Consider the following 18,985-nt stretch of genomic DNA (forward strand, 5'->3'; position numbering starts at 1 on the left):
TTTCCGGTGACCTCGTTCACCACTCGCCAGTTCCACTGCGCCTGGTGCACCGGCCGCGCCGGGCCGGTGGGGTTTCTCCACCGGCCCGGGTGACCGTGGCATTCGCTCATCGGTCGGCGGTGCGGCTTCGGATCACCAGCAGCACCAGCCGCACCAGCGCGATAGCGCCACCCCAACCGAAGATGATCAGCGGGAGGGCGAGGGGGGCGCGCTGCCCTGCCACCAGCCACACCACCAGCGCCACCGATGCCGCCACCATCAGGGCCAGGTAGGACAACTGCACTGCCGGCCGTCGTATGGGTACCGATGCCGCCGCCGTCCAGACGATCGCGACGAACAGGCAGGCCAGTGCGATACCCGTGATCACCATGGGCTACCTCTCGGTTACTGACTGCTGTAGTCGGGGTCGCCGGTCAGGTTACGGTCGACGCAGAAGTGGACCCTGGACGGGTTGACGTGCGGATCGGCCGGCGGCAGCGCCGTGATGTCCCACGGGTTGCCACTCTTGTTGGTCGTGGCTCCGCAGGGGCCGTACGGGTTCTGCCACAGGGGGGAGTCGACGTTGGGGTCCGGCACTCGGCTGAAGGCGGCGAAGTCCCCTGTCCATAGCGGTGCCGCGCTGGTTCGGGCGGCACCGTCGGCGTTGATTGCTTTGCCGTCGGCGTAGAGGTACTGACTGGGCATCAGGCTGGCCCGCAGGATCGGTCGGTCGCTGTTCTTCCGGAGTGAACCGTCGGCGCAGTAGCGGAAGTTCAGCTCCTGCCAAATCGGCGGGGACTGGCCAAAGATCGACCCGGTCGTCCCGTCCTTGAAGAACAGGTTGTAGATGTTCTCCACGAGGACGTCCACCTCGGGCGGTACCCGCGAGTCGCCCCTCACGCGAGAGCTCCACGTACGGTAGTTGGCCGACACCGAGGTGCCCAACGCCGGCCGATACCCGATCGATCCGCCGGCGGTGAACAAGGCGGCGACGCAGTTGCCGTCGGTGGTGGGATTGCCATTGAGGTCGGTCACTGTCGGCTTCTTGCCCGCGAAGGAGTACGCCCGCCCCGGCAGGACTCCGTCCTTCTGCGGCTCTGCTAGCCGGACGACACCATCATGGGTGTTGAGGTCCGGTAGCCGGTACGACAGGTCGGGCAGCGGGACGCCGTAGTCCGCGTTGATCGCCCGGAACGTCTCCAGGACGAAGTCCGGCAGGTGGGTGTCCGCGGTCCGGTGGCTGTAGGCGACCGACTCGCTGCCCTGCACGATCTTACCGTCGGCGGTCTTGACGAACGATACCTGCGCCTGAGCGCGGATCTTGAAGCTCGCGTCGTCGGTCTGGAAGTGCGCCGGCATACTGTCGGTGGTCGGTCGTTGGGTGTACTTGTTCGCAAAGTTGATCCACGCCGCCACGGACGAACCAGCCGGGTGGGAAGTGGCACTGGTACCCGAGGCAATCACCCAGTTCTGCCAGGTTTGCATTGCGTTGCGCAGCTTCGGGGTAACGCAGGTCGCGTTTCCGCTACCAGTGCACACGGGCATCCGGGTGAGTGGCAGCGACATCTGCATCGCCCAGTCGTAAAGCGACTGATGCGAGGCGAGCGGAGTGTCCGCCCAGGAGGTCGGTGCAGTTGTGTTGATGTCCTGGTTCTCGTCAAAGTAAGCCACGGCGTCCACGGTCTTCTCCTGGTACGTGCCGGAAATCGGCACGACCGCAATCGCGTCCCAGGCGACGGGCTCGTCTCCGGTGCCACCGTCAATGAGGTTACTCAAAGTCACCTCGGGTGGCGCGTTGAACAGGAACGCGCCCAGCGACACCCACCGGTTCGTCGCGCTGTCCTGGCTGACCATACGGGACCGGACGCCTCTGGCGGTCTTGATGTCGTAACGTACCCGTGCCTGGGCGCCGGTGTTCGGCACATGGACCAGGATCTGGGCCGGACCGTTGACTGCGCTGCTGAGCGTCCACTTGCCGGTGACCCCGAAGGGAGTGCCCTGGCCGTCTGGGGTGTGCGTGAAGCTGTACCAGATGTGTCCGCCGAATCCGACGCCGCGCTGGTGGAAGTCAACCTTCGAGCGGAACATGCCGGCGCCGTCCCGGTTGAAAATCAGGCCGAACGTGCCGGCCGAGGCGGGACGGGTACAGGCCGACCCGTCGTTGAGGCGGCGGATCGAGGGCACCGAGTCTGCCAAATTGTCGATCACCTTGGCGCCGGCCGGAAGCCCGGCGGTGGAGCAGTTGGGCTCGTCGTTCGTGCCGTCTGGCTGTTCCGGGTACGTGGTGTCGAAGCGCAGCAGCTCGTTGCCGCAGTAGCCGGAGGAGCAGTCCCGGTAGTTGGCGATCGACGAGTGCCACCAGCAGTGCAGGTCGTACTTGCCTGCAGCATTCTTGCTCAGGCATGGGCCGGCCGGTTCACCCACCACGGAGGGGTCGTCGGGGGTGACACTGTGGTTGATGTCGCACTTGTTCTCCTGGGGGAAGCAGAAGAAGCCCCGGGGCGGCTGCGCCGCCCGGCGGTCGAGTGCGGTCACCCACCATGCCGGTCGGAAGCCCGGTCCGTCGACGGTTGAGATCGAGTACGCGGCCCAACCGATCACCTTCTCCGGGTACGGCCAGTCCTGCGGGTGGGCGGCGTCGTGCGGGTCCTCGTTGAAGAACAGGCGACTCGGCGGGTACTTCGGGTTCGCCGGGTTGTTGTGCCACCCGAGACCCCAGTTACCCTGCGCGTCGGTGCAGGTCGGCCCGGGGTCGCAGCCGGAGGTGTTGCCGTTGGCGGCATTGGGCTGTAAGCCGGAGTTGTACGCCCAAACGGGCATGAACCAGCTCTCCAGCCACTTCGGGTCGAACCGGTCCTTGGGCAGCATCCCCTTTGCTTTGAGCAGGTTCCATTTGGACTGCAGGATGCGTAGGCCGCCGGCGATGTTGGCCGTGTAGTCCAGCGCCGCAGCGCGCTGCTGGGTCGTGCTGAGGATGACCTCATCGGGCTTCGGGTGCGCGGGCTTGCGCATGCCGTCGGTGATCTGGGTCAACCCGTACCCACAATCGCTGTCCGCGAAGTTGATGACCCAGTCGTCTCCTGCGTCGTTGTTGTAGGTGTCCCTTCCGTAGAAATTACCGATCAGTGAGTTGCCGGTGCTGCCCGACTTGACTTGGCCCGACGCCTGCCAGAGGTTCGACTCCTGCGCCAGGATGCCGAGGAAGATCTGCACTGGGACTCGGCCCCCGTCGGTCAGGGCCAACGGTGGGAACAGTTTCTGCGGTTGGTAGGACGGAAGCCCGGACCCCTTCCAATTCAACGGCCGAACCAGGTTGAGGTTGCCGACCACGGCTTGGTCCGCCGCCCACTCGACCTGCCGGGCGGTGGGCTGGTAGGTCTGCGTGCGGGCGTCGTTGCGGGCCACCGAGCACCATGCGTCGGTGTCAACCGGGTCGGTCGGTGAGGACGTGGAGGCGGCACGGGTACGTTGCGCATTGGCGGCCGGTGCCGCGTTGAGCGGGTGCGGGGCCGAGCCATCGGAAAGCAGCGGCGCCGGCCGCACGCCGGGCTGCACCGTGAACGACGCCTGACGGCCGGTGGTCAGCACACGGGTCGACAGGGTGAGCGTATCGGGGGTGCCCGAAGCCGAGGCATGAGGGTTGGTCATCGCGTCCACGTACGCCTTGGGCAGCGGGTCGGTGCCGGCACTGGGCTTGGGCCTAGACGAGTGCAAAATTGCCAGCCCACCGCCCGTGGACGGCTCCGACGTGGCGGGCACCTCGAGGCGTTTCGCCCCGGCTGGTAGGCGACCCGTGACGTTCGCCTCTCCGAGGACGAACGCCCGAAGCCCGGTGCCCGGCCTCAGATCGAGTCGGTCCACCGGACCGGAGGCCAGAGTCACTGGCCGGCCTGCTGCGGCCGTGTGCGCGAGGCGGCGCAGGGTGCTGGTACGGGTGCCGGGGTCGAGGTACACGAGGCCGCCCTCGCCATCGATGGTCAGCCGGAACGGAACAGACGAGGTCCGGGTGAGGGTGCGACGGCGACCCCTGGTGTCGATCGAGACCAGGCTTGCCCCGTTCGCGGCGACGATCCGGTCGGCCGGTGCGGGTACCGCCGAGGTGACCTGACCGGGTAGCTCGTGTGAGCGGACCACCTCGCCGGTAGACGCGTCGATTGCGATCAGACGGGTCGCGGGTGGTGCGCCAGACGGGTCCACTTCACCGCGGGCCTGGGTAATCACCGCCCGCTCCCCAGCACCGCAGCCTGGATCGAAGTAGGCGATTGAACCGCGGACCGGCAGTTTCGTGACAGCGCCAGTGGTGGTGTCGACGACCGCGGTAAATGCACCGCGGTCGAAGAGCTGATCACGGTTGGTGAAGCTGCGGGGGGCATAGACGACGACCGCCTTACGACCGGACTCGGTCAGGCAGACATTGCCGATCCAACGGTCGGTCTCGATGCCGGCCTCACGTAGTGTGGCGACGGTGCGCCAGGCGTAGCCGCTGGCCGCTGGCGCCATCAGTAGATGGAAGCCGGTGTCGTCTCCAGCGGTCGTCCAGGCGATGTCGGTCGACTTCTGCCAGTCCTCGCCGAGTGCCTCGGCCCGCTCCGCGGGAGTGACCTCCGACTCGGCGAGCGCCCTGGCCTCGGACGCGGGCGGTGTGACGACGGAAGCCGGGGTTATGGGCGGTACCGCGTGTGCGCCGGTTGGTGGCGCTCCCAGCAGGGAGGCGGTCGCCGCAAAGGCGGTCCACGCTCCGATGGCAGAGACGATGGCCCGTCGTTCCATGCGCATTCACCCTTTTTCGATTATTTCCTGCCGGCGTGAGCCTGCTTCGGTGCACGCAGAGAGAGATGACCGGCGCTCACTGTGAGGTGCCCGACAAGAATATCGGCGTAGGGCGATTGGTGTGACCCGACAAATGGGGCTTATTGCTTGCCGTCAACGGCCGTCCTGGCTCTTCGGTTCGAGCCGAGCAGCGCGGTCCCAACGGCTGTTGCGGTGACTGGTGACCCGTATGCCCGCCCCGGTGCAGTCGCCGCCCCGGTGCGCTCAGTCCCGGTCGAGGACCGCGCCCAGGATCCAGGTCACGATGCCGACGAAGAGCGCGCCGAGTACGGCGGCCGGCCAGAAGCCGTCCACGTGGAAGGGCAGCCCGGCCTCGCCGGCGATCCAGCTCGTGAGCAGGAACAGCAGGCCGTTGACGACCAGCGCGATCAGCCCCAGGGTCAGCAGGTACAGCCCGCAGCCCACGGTCTTGATGATCGGCTGGAGTACCGCGTTGACCACTCCGAAGATCACCGCGACCAGCAGCAGCGTGACGACCGTGTCGACCGCCGAGCTGGAATCCAGGGAGATGCCGGGGATGAGCAGCGTGGCCAACCAGAACGCGACGGCGGTGGCACCCAGCCGGATGAAAATGCCCTTCATGCAGGGATGGTGTCACGGGAGATCCACTGTGGGAACCCTCTGGGCAGGCCGCCGGCGGATGACCGCCGGCCTCAGCGCCGCCCCGGTCGGCCGATCAGCTGCGACTCGATCGCCGTGGGGGAGAGCAGCGCCCAGCGCAACGCCCGCCGGTTCACCACCGCCACCATGTCCGTGCGGATCCGGGTCAGCCACTCCGCCGACCCGCCCAACCCGAGCGCGGCCCCGGCCAGCGCCGCCTCCCGCGGGTCCAGCGGTTGCAGCACCGCCAGGTCCGCCCGGCCCAGGACGTCCACGTCGGCGGCGGTCAGCTCGTCGCGTACCACCAGGGTGGCCTGCCAGGCCGGCCCTGGCGTCGGTTCGGTCGGCGTCGCCCCCGCGTCCACCACCAGCAGCACCGGGCATATCGGTGAGCCGGGGCCACCGCCGACCGTGCGCCCCGGCGGCAGCACCGCGACGCCGCCACCGGTGCTGCCCACCCCTCGTACGAACGGCTCCCACACCCGTGGGCGGCCGGTCTGTACGGCCACCCGCGCGCCCAGCGCCATCGCCCGCAGGACCAGCAGCTGCGCCGCGCGGACCCCGCCGACGAGGACCAGCCGGGTGCCCTCGGCGCGGAACAGCCGCACGGTGACCGCACCGCCGTGCCGGTTGGCGCCGACCATCAGCCCGCCGCCCCCGATCGACAGTTCCAGCGGCTCAGGATCCGGACCGACGGCCACCGCAGCGCCGGCCACCGCGAGCGGCAGCGTGGCGGCCAGCCCGTCGAGCTGATCGCCGTCGAGTCGGCGTACCTCGCCCCCGGCGTCCGCGACGAGCCGAGCCAACGCCTGGGTGGCCAGGGCGAGTTCGTCGGGCGTCCAGGCGGCCAGCCGTACCGTCAGCTCCGCTGGCATCCCGGCGGTGTCGGCGCCGGTGCGCGGGCCGGCGCAGAGCGCGACGCTGGTCGCGGTCGCCGGCAGCGCCAGTAGCCGGGTCACCAGCCGGCGGCCCAACTCGGCGTGCGGGTCGGGCCAGCGGCGCAGCCGGAAGCTGGCCTGGAGCAGCCCGCCGGCACAGACCACCTGCCAGGTCTCGCGGGTCGGCCAAGCGCCGTCGTGGTGGGCCAGTTCCCCGAGTACGCGCAGCGCGGCATGCTCACCGAGGAGTCGCCCCCCGGCCGGGCCGAGGCGTCGGACGATCCGGCGTACGGTGCCGGAGAGGGCTACCCGCAGTTCCTCGTCGCGCCAGCCGTCGACCCGCAACACCCGGACGGCGAGCAGCGCCCGCTCCTGCCCCGGCAGCCGGCCCCCGGTCAACTGCCGGTACGACGTGCCCGCGGTGCCGCCGGCCGTGACCGGCGCGGGGGCCGGCGCGGCGTGCAGCAGCAACTGGATCCGGACCGGCGGATGCTCGCCGTCGGCCGGCGGCAGCAGCGCGCTGGGCGTGGGCAGTGCCCGCCGGGCATCGCCCAGCAGGTCGCCGGGGTCGCCCAGTTCCAGCACCGCGGTCAGCCCGGTGGCGTCGTCGACCACGGCGGCCGGTTCCCCGGCCAGCTCCACCGGGCGTACGGCCGCGCCGGGGAGCACCAGGTCCAGCAGGGCATTCGGACCGCCGGCCGGCGGGGACACGTGCCGCCGGCCGGCGTACCCGGCGGCGGTGATCAGCCACTCGAACAGCCACCGGCCCCGCCAGCGCACCCAGGCGGTAACGACCATCAGACCGGCGGTCAGCAGGGCGAGCCCGACCAGCGCCGGACCCCGGCCGGACGCGGCGACGACCAGCGCCACCGCGAGCTGGGCGGCCACGATCTGACCGGCACGCACGGCGGTGCCGGACCGGCCCGCGCCGATCCACCGCCCCGGCACCGGCGGGCGGGAAACCACCCGGACCGGTTCTCCGGTCGTGCTCGCCGTCACCGTGCCTCCTCCGCACTCGACGTGCCAACCCGGCACCGCGCCTGCTCTGCCGCAGCGCGACGGGGGCGTGACCCATGGTAAGAGCCGGACCGGCTTCGCGTCGTCCACAGGGGAGCGCCGGGGGGTAGCACGACCGCTATCTGACCGCTACCGTCAGCGACGAGTTCGGCCGACCGCGGCCGCCGGGCCTGCTCCCGGCTCTTCAGGTCCACGATGGACAGGCCGACGGTTCGCCACAACCGGGAAGGCGAGGTGACGTCCAAGGTGTCGCAGACCCAGGCAGAAGCCGCGGTGATGCAGCAGACCGCCGCGAAGTTCGAGCAGGTGGACCAGTCGCTGCAGAGCATGCTCAGCGGCCTGATGGCCGAGCTGGAGGTGTTGCAGCAGGCATGGCGGGGCGCCGGTGGGCGCTCCTTCGAGCAGGTCAAGCAGCAGTGGTCGCAGGATCAGGCCGCGTTGCAGCGGGCACTGCGGGAGACCGCCTCGGCGATCCGCACCGCGGGCCAGCAGTACGACGTCTCGGACACCGAGGCCGCCGGCCGGATCGCCGGCACGAACCGGGGCGGCATCCAACTGCCGCTGTAACCACCGATCGAGGGGGAGGAACATCCGATGGACCACGGTGTCCTGGTCGTCAACTTCGCCGCGCTCCAACAGGCCGGCGCGGACATCCAGAAAGCGTTGAACACGCTCGACTCACAGCTCGGCCAACTGGAAAAGGACGCGGCCCCACTGGTGGCCACCTGGACCGGCGAGGCGCAGCAGGCGTACGAGCAGCGGCAGGCGCGGTGGCGCGCCGTCTCACAGGATCTCCAGGCGATGCTGCGCGACATCAAGTTCGCCGTCGACGACTCGGCGGTCGACTACCTCAACACCGAGAAGCGCAACACCGGCCTGTTCCAGTGAGCCCCACCCTCCGGTGAGTTCTGCCCCCCACCGGGCTGTGCGCTCCGGTGGAGCCTGCCCTGCGGTGGCGTCTGGCCTCCGCCGGGTCCGCCACGGCGGCTGCGCCGACCACCCTTCGGCGCGGCCGCCGTGGCGCAGGGCGCGGGTCAGGCGGGGCCGGCCGGGCGCCAGCCGCGCCGGGCCCCCCGGGGCAGCACCAGCGCCAGCAGCACCGCCGCCGCGACCGCGGCACCGGTGAACCCGGCCACCAGCAGCGCGCGTTCCCGGGCTGCCGCCCGCCGGGCCTGCTGGGCCAGCAGCGCCGGATCGGGCTGGTCCGCCGGCAACGCGGACGGCCCGCCCGGCGTCACCGCCGATCCCGGTCCGGTGTCGGTGACCGCCCGGTACGGGTTGAGCACGCCGGCGCCGTACTCGTCGCTCCGACTGTCGCCAGGTGCCGGATCGGCGGTGTCGAGGATGCGCTGCGCCACCTGCGCGGCGCTCAGGTCGGGCCGGTACTGCCGGACCAGGGCTGCCGTCGCCGCGACGAACGGTGCCGCGTAGCTGGTCCCCTCCGCCCGGTGGTGTCCCTGTCCCGGCGCGGCCATCAGCACGTCGCTGCCGGGGGCGACCAGATCGACGTACGGGCCGGTCTGGGAGAAGTCGGCCCGGGTGCCGTCCGGCCCGATCGCTCCCACCCCGAGCACTCCCTCATAGGCGGCCGGGTAGGGGCGTGGGTCACCGCTGCCGTGCAGGTTGCCGGCGGCGGCCACCACCACCACGTCCCGGCGCGACGCGTAGGCCACCGCCTCCCGAACGGCCGGGTCGTCGGCGTACAGCACCACGGAGAGGTTCAGCACGTCGGCACCCTGGTCCACCGCCCACCGGATCGCCCGGGCGAAGTCGGCGGCCCCGACCGTACGCCCCGACTCCCGCCCCTCGACCACCTGCTGCTCGCTGACCCGGACCGGTAGCACCCGGGCCTGCGGCGCGAGCCCGGCGAAGGCCACCCCGACGGCGGGGCCGGCCGCGATGATACTGGCGACTCCGGTGCCGTGGCCGGCGCAGTCCCGGCTGCCGTCGCCGCCCGGGTCGAGGAAGTCCGTCCCGTCGAGCACCCGACCGCCCAACTGTGGATGCCGGCGGTCGACGCCGGAGTCGATGACCGCGACGGTGATCCCCGCGCCGTCGGCCAGCGGCGCGAGACGCTCCGGGGCGTACCGCTGCTGGGCCCAGGGAACGGCGGCGACCGGGCGGGCCGGCGCGAGCGGGGTCGAGCAGAGGGGCGCGGCCACCCGGGCGGGCGCCGCCGCACCGGCCGGGGTGACCGACGACACGGCGAGGGTGGGCAGCCCGGTCAGCAGGACCGCCGCCAGAGCTGCGGACGCTGGTCGCGCACTGGGCCGATACATCGACCGCCTCCGTATCGTGTCGACGTCGGAACGGGATGTTAGCGCCCGGTGGACCGGCGGGTGGCCCGGCGTCGGTCGACCCGCCGTGATCTTGCCTTCACCTTGTAGGTTGTACGCGATGCCTATGGCCTGTTAGCGGGAGGAGAGGTGGCCGTGACCGACTGGGAGCCGGCTACCGAAACCGAGACGGCGCTGCGGGACGCGCTGCGTGCCGACGACCAGGAGCGCTACTTCCGCATCCTGGCCGGCACCGACCTGTACCTCCCGGTCTCCGCCCAGGCCCTCGCCGGTGAGGCGCCGATGGGTTGGGGCACCTGGACGACCGGTGGCCGCACCCACGTGCTGGCCTTCACCTCGCCCACGGCGATGCGAGCCTGCCTGGGGGTGGACGCCGGTCCCAGCCGGCGTGTCCCGTTCGCCGAGCTCGCCGCCGCCTGGCCCCACCACGAGTGGTGGCTGGCGGTCAACCCGGGTTTGCCGGTCGAGGGCTACCTCCCGGCCTGGTTCGTCTCCCAACTCTCCCGCGGGGACGTGCGACTGCCTGGCCGCACCGCAGCCCGCTCGCGGGTGGCCCCGCCACCCGCGGAGGCCCTGGCCACCGACGCCGGCGGCGCCTGGAGTCAGCCCGAGCCGGTGCCGCCGGTGGCTCTCCGGGCTCCGGCGGAGCGCCCGCCCGGCTGGCCGGGCGCGGTGGGGGAGCCGTATCCCACCCGTCCCGACACCACGGGCGTCGGTCCGACCAACGGCGGCTCCCCGAGCCCGGTGCCCGGGCCGGGTCCGCGGGCCGTGCCGGCCGACGCCGGCGCTCACCCAGCCGCCCGGCCCGACAGTGGTGAACCCGGCACGGGCACCCGGACGGATCCGCACGGCGGCCCAGGCCGGCCCGGCGAGCCGTGGCCGGTCCCGCCCCGCCGGCGGTTGCTCGGTGAAGGGTTGGGCGCTCGCCTCGCGGCGTCCGACGCCTCCCCCAACGGGCGTAACTCGTTTTTCGAGCCGGCCTCCGGTCGAGGCGCGGCATCCCGGCCGATGCGGGACAATCCGCTGCGCGCCGGTGAACGCGCCGCGCCGCCGCTGCGTCCCGGGCTCGGCGGCCAGCCGTTCCCCCGCCGCCGGCCGGCCGGGCCGCCCGGCGAGGACCCGGCTCGCGCGTTCCGGATGGACCCGGCCGAAGGGCGGCCGGCGCCGCCCGGCCCGCGTCCCGATCCGGCGCCGCCCGGCCCGCGTCCCGATCCGGCGCCGCCCGGCCCGCGCCCCGACCCGGCGACGGAGGAACCCACCCGGGCCTTCCGGGTGCCGGCCGCCGAGTCCCTCCAGGCGCTGCCGCGACGTACACCCACGCCCGCGCCACGTCCGGCCGAGGAACCCACCCAGCCGCTTCCCGACCCGGCTGCGCGCTCGACCTCGGGTGCCGGCACCCCGGTCGACGGGCCGGCCGTGGAGGAGGTGTCGGCCTCGTTCGCGCCGCCCGAGTCGCGGCGCGGTTTCTCGCCCATCGTGATAGAGGGCGTCGTCATCGAGGCCCACGACCTGCCGGTCTCCGCCGGTGCCCGACCCGGCACCGCGCCGGTCCAGGCCGGCTCCGGACCCGCCACGACTGGCTGGCGGCCGACCGGTGAGCCGACCACGCCCGACCCGGGCGAGCCCGTCACGACCGCCTGGCGGCTGGCCGGCGAGCCCGCCACGACGGTGCCTCCGGACGAGGAACCGACCGCGCGGCTCGTCCGGCCCGGCGCGCTCCCCCCGGCATCCGAGCCGACCGTGTCGCTGTCCCCGGCGGTGTCGCCTGACGCGGCGGTGTCGCCGTCCCCGGCGGTGTCCCCCGATGCGCGCGTGTCGCCGTCTTCGACTGCCGGAACGACGGCCGCCGACGCGGTGGCGGACCGGCCTGCCGCACCGCAGGCCGCGGCGACGTCCGCCGAACCCTCCACCGTGGGCCAATCCGACCCCGCGCCGGTCGGCGTCGCGGCGGACCCGCAACGGTCCACTTCGGGCCAGACCGGGCCTCCGTCGCCGACCGTCCCGACCACTGACGTGGCGTTCCAACCGGCCAACGAGGTGGAGCAGGAACTGCTGGACGCGGCCGGCTCCGGCAGCACCGACACCTTCCTGTCCACCCTCCTGCTGGCTCGGGTGCTGCTGCCGGTCGCGCCGGATTCGGCACCCGGCAGCCGCCCCGGCGAACCCGGTTTCGTGTGGCGTACGGAGGAGTTGGACGGGGAACGGTACGTGGTGGTACACACCTCCCCCCAGCGCCTGACCGATCACGGCGGCGAGGGCGTGGAGACGGTCGAGGTCCGGTTCGTGCAGCTGATCCGGCGCTGGCCCGAGGAGGACTGGTCCTTCGCCGTCAACCCGGGTACCCCGGTCGGGGCGAAACTCCCCGGCGAGCAGATCGTCGCGCTGGCCAACTGGGCCGCCGAGGTGGGGCTCGGCGACGACGCCGGCAGCGAGCCGGAGGCGTCGAGCGCGCCGGCGCCGGCGGACACCCGCCGGCACGTTCCGCCGGCGGTCGACCCGACCAAACCGGTGATCATGCAGAAGGCGGTGGCCCCCAGCCAGCTCGCCTACTACCTGGAGCGTGGCTACGACCGGGTTTCCGGCTTCGTGCACCGGGCCAACGAACTGGCACACCTCACCACCCCGGCGAAGCTGCACGAGGCGCTCGGCCTGGGCTACCCCGACTCGCCCTTCGCGCCGGACGCCGAGAAGATCTATGTGCTGCGGTGGCCGGCCTACCGGCCGAGCCTGTACCGCATCCCGTACGGCGGGCAGAACGAGGCCGCCATGCGGGCGATGGAGGGCTGGGTCATCGAGCGCGCGCCGTTCCGGGGCAACGGCTTCGCCCCGGGGGAGAGCAGCGACGTGGTGGCCGAGTTCAAGGTGGACAGCGCCCGGCTGCCGCACGGCGCGCAGCTGTGGCGAATCGGCGCGGACGGCACCGAACGGTTGGTCGCCGTCCTCGACACCGACGCACTGCTGTGGCGACAGGTAGGGGTGCCGTGACCCGCGACGGATACGTGGCCCGCTGGCGCGGGCGGGAATACCAGGCCAGCCCGGACGGCGACAACGTGCGGATCTACCAGCCCGAGCCGGGCGAGGGTTTCCAGGAGGTACGCCCCGGCCGCTACGTCCGGGTCCTCTCCGCGACCGAGGTCGAGGAGTTGGCGTACGTGCGGACCACCTGCACCTGGCAGGGCCAACCGTTCATCGTGCTCGGCGAACACGACGGCTGGCTGCGGGTGGAGTACACCGGCGGCCGTTGGCCGGTGGCGCAGGCGCTGGGGCTGGAGGTCTTCGACTTCGGCGTCTACCAGGGCTGGGCGCCGGCCAACGAGGTGGCGGACCTGCGCCAGAAGCGGATCTGAGTCAGGACTTCGCCCACCGCAGGATCTCGCCCAGCACCACCTCACCGGCCTCGACGTGGGGGAAGTGCCCCACCCCGTCGAGCAGCCGCCACTCGTACGGCGCGCTGACGTAGCGGCCGGAACCCTGCGCGGTGCGGGGCAGCGAGGCGGCGTCGAGTGCGCCGTGCAGTTGCAGGGTCGGGGTGACCAGCGGTGTCTGCATCAACCGGACGAAGCGGTAGCCGTGCAGCCGCAGCACCGACCGGAACGCCCAGCGGTAGCCCTCCAGGGCGCAGAAGGCGGCCTGCGGAATCTGGATGGCCTCCCGGCAACGCTGGGCGTACGTCTCGAACTGCGGGCTGTCGACCCAGCGTGGCCCGCCCCAACGCCGCAGCATCTCGGCCACGGCGGCGCCGCCGTCGCGGGTCAGCACATGCTCGTACCTGGGTAGCTGAAACTTCAGCGTGGGCGTGGAGGCGGCGAACTGGCCACGCGGGTCGGCGAAGAGAGCCGCCCGCAGCCGCAGCGGGTGTGGTGCGCCGAGCACGATCAGCCGGCGGACCAGGGCCGGGTGGAAGGCGGCGGCGGTCCAGCCGACCATGCCGCCCGCGCCGCTGCCGACCACCGTAGCGGAACGTTCACCGAGGCCGCGGATGAGCCCGGCGACGTCGGCGGCGAGGGTGTAGCCGTCGTACCCCCGGGGTGGTTTGTCGCTGGCGCCGTAGCCGCGCAGGTCGACGGCGACCGCCCGGAAACCGGCGTCGGCGACCGCCGGCAGGATCTCGTGCCAGGCCCACCAATACTCGGGGAAACCGTGCAGGAAGAGCACCATCGGCCCGGCACCGGCCTCCACCACGTGGAACTGGCTGCCGTTCGCGCCGACGAAGCGGTGCGTCCACGGCCCCTCGGTGAGGACGCAGGACTCGTCTGGGGGCCCGCCACGCTGCTCGGTCATGTGCCACAGCCTAGGGCCTGGGGCGTAATCCGCGGTTCGACCGAGCGCCCGACGCCGGCTGTGGCACGGACAGGTGATCGGCTCCGTTCCGCACCCGCCCGCCGGTGCGCCTCGGCGAATTGCGGCAGGTCGTGGTTTCCGGCAACGCCGATACCGCTATCTGCCGCATTCCGAGGGCCGGCACGGGTTTGGCTCGGCCCGGGCGGGCCGGACATGGGCCGGGCATCGGCCAGACGGGCCGCGCGTCGGCAGGGCGGCTCGGACAGGGCGATGCCCGGGCAGGTGACCTGCCCGGGCATCGGTACTGCGCTGATCAGCAGATCAGGAGAAGCGAACCTTCACCGAGGTGCCGTTCTGCTCCAGCACCTTGATCTTGGTGCCGGTGGCGGGGAGCTTGACGCCGTGGTTCGGCAGCTCCTCGTACCAGTACTTCTGGGTGTCGTCGAACAGCGGCTGCGCGGCCTGGCCACGGACGTACTGCGGCTGGCTGTTGAGGTGCAGCGTGAACGAGTCGGCCTTCTTCAGGCTGAACGGCGCGTCGTAGACCTGGACCCGGGCCCGCCACGGGTTACCGGTCAGGTTGTACAGCGGCCGCGGACGCGAGTCGATGATCAGGTTACGACCCTCACCCGGGTGGACGAAGGTGTCGTTGTCCGCCCACCGGAGGTTCCAGTAGGAGATCAGCAGACCCTCCTGGTACGCGTAGTGGTCCACGTAGTCCGGTCGGGTGTTCGCGTAGCCGAAGAAGTACGGGCCGGTCTTCAGGTACTGGTCGTACGAGACGTACGACCGGTTGCCGGCGATGTAGTAGTTGGCGAACTTGCGCTTGTAGGTCTCCTCCACCACGCTGAACCCGTTCAGGGTCCAGCCGGTGGCGCCGGCCTCGGCGCCGTCGCTGAGCAGCGTCTGCCCGTCGGCGGTCACGGTGAGGGCGTCACCGAAGAAGCCGCCGGAGGAGACACCACCGTCGGTCTGGTAGCGCAGCCGGACCTGCACGACCTTGCCGGCGAGCGCGTTCAGCGGGATCTTGACGTCGACCCACTTGTCGTCGCTGGAGCCGTCCAGGGCGTAACGCCCCGCCGAGATCTCCTTCAGGGCCTTGCCGCTGGCCGTACCCGGCAGGGTCGCCCAGGTCTGGCCACCGTCGGTGGACGCCTCGAAGAAGAGGTAGTCGTAGTCCTCTTCGATGTTGTAGCGACCCTTCATCGACAGTGCGGCGCTGGTCTTCCCGGTGAGGTCGATGGTCCGCGTCATCGAGGTGTTCAGGTCGTCGTCGTTGCCGGAGAAGAACTGCTTGGTGCCCTCGAACGGCTTGCCGTTGTCGAAGCTGTACTCCCGCTCCGGCAGCACCACCACCGCGGCCTGGGGCTTGTCGGAGTTGTACTCCTGCGGGCCCAGCTCCAGGGTGCGCTTCTGGCCGGCGACGATGACCTCGTAGTCGAGCCAGCCGAGCTGGAGCTTGTTCCAGGCGCCGAAGTCGCCGCCGCGCTCGCCGATGCCGCCGTCGTTCTTGGCGCCGAGCCGGCTCTGGGCCATCAGGGTCCAGTGCTCGTTGTTGTTGTCCCCACCACTGGTGACGTTGTAGTCGTCCGGCAGGCCGAGGTCGTGGCCGTACTCGTGGTAGAAGACGCTCCGGCCACCGTTCTCCGGCTGGATGGTGTAGTCGCCGATCCAGACGCCGGTGTTGCCGATCTGGGTGCCGCCGGCCGGGAAGTTCACCGGGCCGGTGTTGCCCTGGTCGGAGGCGAAGGCGTACCACCGGTGGCTCCAGATGGCGTCCTCACCCTGGTGCGGGTCACCGTCGGCCTCGTCGCCGCCGGCGTGGACGATCTGGAAGTGGTCGATGTAGCCGTCGGGCTCATTGAAGTCACCGTCGGTGTCGTGGTCGTACCGGTCCCAGTTGTCCATCGCCTGGACGTCGGCGGCGATCTCCTGGTCGGAGCGCCCCTTCGCCTTCTGGTCGGCAACCCACTGGTTGGCGGCGTCGCGGACCAGGGCCCAGGTGTTGGTGCAGACGTTCGAGCCGCAGGGGTAGCCGCCCGAGCGGCCGTACCGGGCCTCGTTGTACGGGACCTTGACCCAGTCGGTGACCGTGCCGTCGACGCTGTAGCGGCCCGAGGACTGGGCCTCGTAGTACTGCTTCAGCGACTCGTCGCCCTGACCGGTTCCGAAGTAGAGCTTCCGGAAGTAGTCGGCGCTGTAGTCGGCCTGCCAGACGGTGGAGTTGTCCACCGCCCGGTTGGGCTTGGGGATCTCGTTGTGCAGCGGCCCGTCGAACCGGGTCGGACCCTCGGTTTCCGGGTCGGTGTCCTGGTCCGGGAAGTCCGGGTGCCGCTGGTTGCCGAACTCGGCGAGGATCACGAAGATCTGGTCGGTCTTCTCGCGGGACAACTCGACGTACTGGTCCTGCGTCGGGGCGCTGGCCGCGAACGTCCGGGCGCTGCGACCCTCCGCCTGGGTCTTGCCGACCTTGACGACCGTGCTGCCGTTGATCCGCTGCGCCTTGGCTTTGCCCGAGAGAACCTTGCTCAGGCCCTCCTGGCGCAGTGCCCGCCGCTTGGTTTCCAGCGGGTTGGGCAGATCGTGGTCGAGTTGGGCGAGGTCGGGGTTCTGGGCCGCCGGCTTCGGCGTCGGCGCGGCGTTGGCCGACGGACTGGTCAACAGCACTGTCGCCGTCAGCGAAAGCCCGAGCACACCCACTGCGACTTTGCGCACGTGGTACCTCCGGTGTGAGGGAACCGGCCCAACGGGGGTAGGGGCCGGTAGTAGGCGTCCAACTGGGTGAGACCAGTGGGACTCATGGTGAAGATAGACATTGGCCGCAGCGCTGGGAAGATGCCCCCGTCAGTTTGTTGCAACTTCTTGATGGGAACGCTTTTCACTGTCACAGCTCTGCGCCTTGCCACCCCTTCTGAGCAGGTTGGATGTGAGTCGCGGCAACAGAAGTGACAGATTTCGATCCGTTTGTGAGTGCTCTCCGTAATCGCCACCCCGGTCGGCTTCCGTACCCGGAAAAAGACGACGGTGGGTGGCGGTCCGCGCGGACCGCCACCCACCGGGAGTACGCCTGCCGTCAGTCCTCGTCGGACTTGCCGCCACTCATTCCTGAGGAGATCAGCTCCATCACCGAGGAGTCCTGGAGCGTGGTCACGTCACCGAGCGACCGGTTCTCCGCCACGTCCCGCAGCAGCCGACGCATGATCTTGCCCGAGCGGGTCTTCGGCAGCTCCGGCACCAGCATGATCTGCCGCGGCTTGGCGATCGGGCCGAGCGTCTTCGCCACGTGGTTGCGTAGCTCCGCGATCAACTGCTCGCCCGCCGCGCCGGAGGTGTCCGTGGTGCCGCGCGGGATGGCGAAGGCGACGATCGCCTGGCCGGTCGTCGGGTCGGTCGCACCCACCACCGCCGCCTCGGCCACCGCCGGGTGCGACACCAGCGCCGACTCCACCTCCGTGGTGGAGATGTTGTGCCCGGACACCAGCATCACGTCGTCGACCCGGCCGAGCAGCCAGATGTGCCCGTCGTCGTCCTTCTTCGCCCCGTCCCCGGCGAAGTAGACCCAGTCACCCTCGCCGCCCGAGCCGGCACCCGCGCCGAACCGGGACCAGTACGTCTCGATGAACCGGTTGTCGTCGCCCCAGATGGTGCGCAGCATCGACGGCCACGGCTCACGCAGCACCAGGTAGCCACCGCCGCCGTTCGGCACCGGCTGACCCTGGTCGTCCACCACGTCCGCACTGATCCCGGGCAGCGCGGTCATCGCCGAACCCGGCTTGGCGGCGGTGACCCCCGGCAGCGGGGAGATCATGACGGCGCCGGTCTCGGTCTGCCACCAGGTGTCCACCACCGGCAGCTCACCCCGGCCGACGTGCTGCCGGTACCACATCCACGCCTCCGGGTTGATCGGCTCGCCGACGCTGCCCAGCAGACGCAGCGACGTCAGGTCGTACCCGGCGGGGATGTCCTCGCCCCACTTCATCATGGTGCGGATCAGCGTCGGTGCGGTGTACAGGATGGTGACCTTGTACCTGTCGACGATCTCCCAGAACCGGCCCTTGTGCGGGGTGTCCGGGGTGCCCTCGTACATCACCTGCGTGACGCCGTTGGAGAGCGGGCCGTACACGATGTACGAATGCCCGGTGACCCAGCCGATGTCGGCGGTGCACCAGTACACGTCGCTCTCCGGCTTCAGGTCGAAGACCGCGTGCGCCGTCCAGGACGCCTGGGTGAGGTAGCCGCCGGTGGTGTGCAGGATGCCCTTCGGTCGGGCCGTGGTGCCGCTGGTGTACAGGATGAACAGCGGATGCTCGGCGTCGAACGCCTCGGCGGTGTGCTCCGGCGAGGCCGCCTCCACCGTCTCGTGCCACCAGCGGTCCTTGGCCGACCAGGCGACCTCCTCACCGGTGCGGCGGACCACCAGCACGTGTTCCACCGACGGGCACTTCGCCACGGCCTCGTCCACGGTCGGTTTCAACGCCGACGGCTTGCCCCGGCGGTAGCCGCCGTCCGCGGTGATCACCACCTTGGCGGTGGCGTCCTGGATCCGGTTGGTCAGCGCGTCGGCGGAGAAGCCGCCGAAGACCACGCTGTGGGTGGCGCCGATCCGGGCGCAGGCCAGCATCGCCACCGCCGCCTCGGGAATCATCGGCATATAGATCGCCACCCGGTCGCCGGCGGTCACCCCCAGCTCGGTCAGCGCGTTCGCCGCCTGGCAGGTCAGCCGGTGCAGGTCGGCGTAGGTGAGGGTGCGGGTGTCCCCCGGCTCGCCCTCCCAGTGAATCGCCACCCTGTCGCCCCGGCCAGCCTCCACGTGCCGGTCCAGACAGTTGTACGCCACATTGAGCCGGCCACCGACGAACCACTTCGCGAACGGCGGGTTCGACCAGTCCAGCGTCTGCTCCCACGGCTGCGCCCAGGTCAGCCGCCCGGCCTGCTTCTCCCAGAAGGCGAGCCGGTCCGCAGCCGCCTCCGCGTACGCGTCGGCGGTGACGTTGGCCTCCGCGGCGAGTGCGGCCGGCGGCGGGAACTGGCGCGTCTCGTTGAGCAGGTTGGCCAATGCCTCACTCATGCGGTGACTCCTTCGTCCTGTGACCTGCGTCTCGT

General features: G+C 71.1%; 11 protein-coding genes and 1 pseudogene. 4 read left to right on the forward strand and 8 right to left on the reverse strand.

Translation table 11 applies throughout. From position 1 onward, the window contains the following. Window positions 1-106: 106 nt before the first annotated feature. The 4 genes and pseudogenes from E1166_RS03170 to eccE form a co-directional block, all read right to left on the reverse strand. Complete coding sequence (locus E1166_RS03170) at window positions 107-370, reverse strand: hypothetical protein (RefSeq protein WP_132335617.1); 264 nt, start codon at window positions 368-370, stop codon at window positions 107-109. A 14-nt stretch (window positions 371-384) separates the two neighbouring features. Beyond that, complete coding sequence (locus E1166_RS03175; protein ID WP_132335619.1) at window positions 385-4,749, reverse strand: hypothetical protein; 4,365 nt, start codon at window positions 4,747-4,749, stop codon at window positions 385-387. A 264-nt stretch (window positions 4,750-5,013) separates the two neighbouring features. Continuing rightward, window positions 5,014-5,391 carry a phage holin family protein gene (locus E1166_RS03180; protein WP_132260969.1) on the reverse strand — a complete coding sequence of 126 codons (378 nt, stop codon included), beginning with the start codon at window positions 5,389-5,391 and terminating at the stop codon, window positions 5,014-5,016. Between the two features lie 71 nt (window positions 5,392-5,462). After that, window positions 5,463-7,224 (reverse strand): annotated as a pseudogene (gene eccE, locus E1166_RS03185) (type VII secretion protein EccE). 326 nt (window positions 7,225-7,550) lie between these two features. Between eccE and E1166_RS03190 the strand changes: the two are divergent. Beyond that, on the forward strand, window positions 7,551-7,871 hold the full coding sequence (locus tag E1166_RS03190) for a WXG100 family type VII secretion target (protein ID WP_132260967.1): 321 nt from the start codon (window positions 7,551-7,553) through the stop codon (window positions 7,869-7,871). Between the two features lie 27 nt (window positions 7,872-7,898). Then, a complete protein-coding gene (locus E1166_RS03195) occupies window positions 7,899-8,192 on the forward strand; it encodes a WXG100 family type VII secretion target (protein ID WP_132335621.1) in 294 nt (97 codons plus the stop codon). Between the two features lie 146 nt (window positions 8,193-8,338). On the opposite strand, the gene mycP is transcribed toward E1166_RS03195, so the two are convergent. Beyond that, on the reverse strand, window positions 8,339-9,583 hold the full coding sequence (mycP, locus tag E1166_RS03200) for a type VII secretion-associated serine protease mycosin (protein ID WP_132335623.1): 1,245 nt from the start codon (window positions 9,581-9,583) through the stop codon (window positions 8,339-8,341). Between the two features lie 153 nt (window positions 9,584-9,736). On the opposite strand from mycP, the gene E1166_RS03205 reads away from it, so the two are divergent. Together E1166_RS03205 and E1166_RS03210 are read left to right on the forward strand one after the other, a co-directional pair. Beyond that, complete coding sequence (locus tag E1166_RS03205) at window positions 9,737-12,586, forward strand: SseB family protein (protein ID WP_132335625.1); 2,850 nt, start codon at window positions 9,737-9,739, stop codon at window positions 12,584-12,586. Further along, window positions 12,583-12,948 (forward strand): hypothetical protein, encoded by a 366-nt coding sequence (locus E1166_RS03210; RefSeq protein ID WP_132260963.1) that lies wholly within the window; start codon window positions 12,583-12,585, stop codon window positions 12,946-12,948. The genes E1166_RS03205 and E1166_RS03210 overlap by 4 nt, the downstream gene beginning before the upstream one ends. Before the next feature lies 1 nt (window position 12,949). Here E1166_RS03210 and E1166_RS03215 read toward each other — a convergent pair whose 3' ends face one another. The 3 genes from E1166_RS03215 to acs all read right to left on the reverse strand — a co-directional run bounded on the left by E1166_RS03215 (window position 12,950) and on the right by acs (window position 18,950). Beyond that, window positions 12,950-13,882, reverse strand: coding sequence for an alpha/beta hydrolase (locus tag E1166_RS03215; protein WP_132335627.1), 933 nt, complete (start codon window positions 13,880-13,882; stop codon window positions 12,950-12,952). Window positions 13,883-14,203: 321 nt separating this feature from the next. Further along, a complete protein-coding gene (locus tag E1166_RS03220; RefSeq protein ID WP_132335661.1) occupies window positions 14,204-16,582 on the reverse strand; it encodes an immune inhibitor A domain-containing protein in 2,379 nt (792 codons plus the stop codon). Window positions 16,583-16,955: 373 nt separating this feature from the next. After that, complete coding sequence (gene acs / locus E1166_RS03225) at window positions 16,956-18,950, reverse strand: acetate--CoA ligase (protein WP_132335629.1); 1,995 nt, start codon at window positions 18,948-18,950, stop codon at window positions 16,956-16,958. Window positions 18,951-18,985: the final 35 nt, after the last annotated feature.

It is taken from the genome of Micromonospora sp. KC213, assembly GCF_004348325.1.
Taxonomy (GTDB): Bacteria; Actinomycetota; Actinomycetes; order Mycobacteriales; family Micromonosporaceae; genus Micromonospora.

Coding starts and splice junctions, on each gene's coding strand:
- E1166_RS03170 (WP_132335617.1), bottom strand. CDS start 370: ATGGTGATCACGGGTATCGCACTGGCCTGCCTGTTCGTCGCGATCGTC.
- E1166_RS03180 (WP_132260969.1), bottom strand. CDS start 5,391: ATGAAGGGCATTTTCATCCGGCTGGGTGCCACCGCCGTCGCGTTCTGG.
- E1166_RS03195 (WP_132335621.1), top strand. CDS start 7,899: ATGGACCACGGTGTCCTGGTCGTCAACTTCGCCGCGCTCCAACAGGCC.
- E1166_RS03175 (WP_132335619.1), bottom strand. CDS start 4,749: ATGGAACGACGGGCCATCGTCTCTGCCATCGGAGCGTGGACCGCCTTT.
- mycP (WP_132335623.1), bottom strand. CDS start 9,583: ATGTATCGGCCCAGTGCGCGACCAGCGTCCGCAGCTCTGGCGGCGGTC.
- acs (WP_132335629.1), bottom strand. CDS start 18,950: ATGAGTGAGGCATTGGCCAACCTGCTCAACGAGACGCGCCAGTTCCCG.
- E1166_RS03215 (WP_132335627.1), bottom strand. CDS start 13,882: ATGACCGAGCAGCGTGGCGGGCCCCCAGACGAGTCCTGCGTCCTCACC.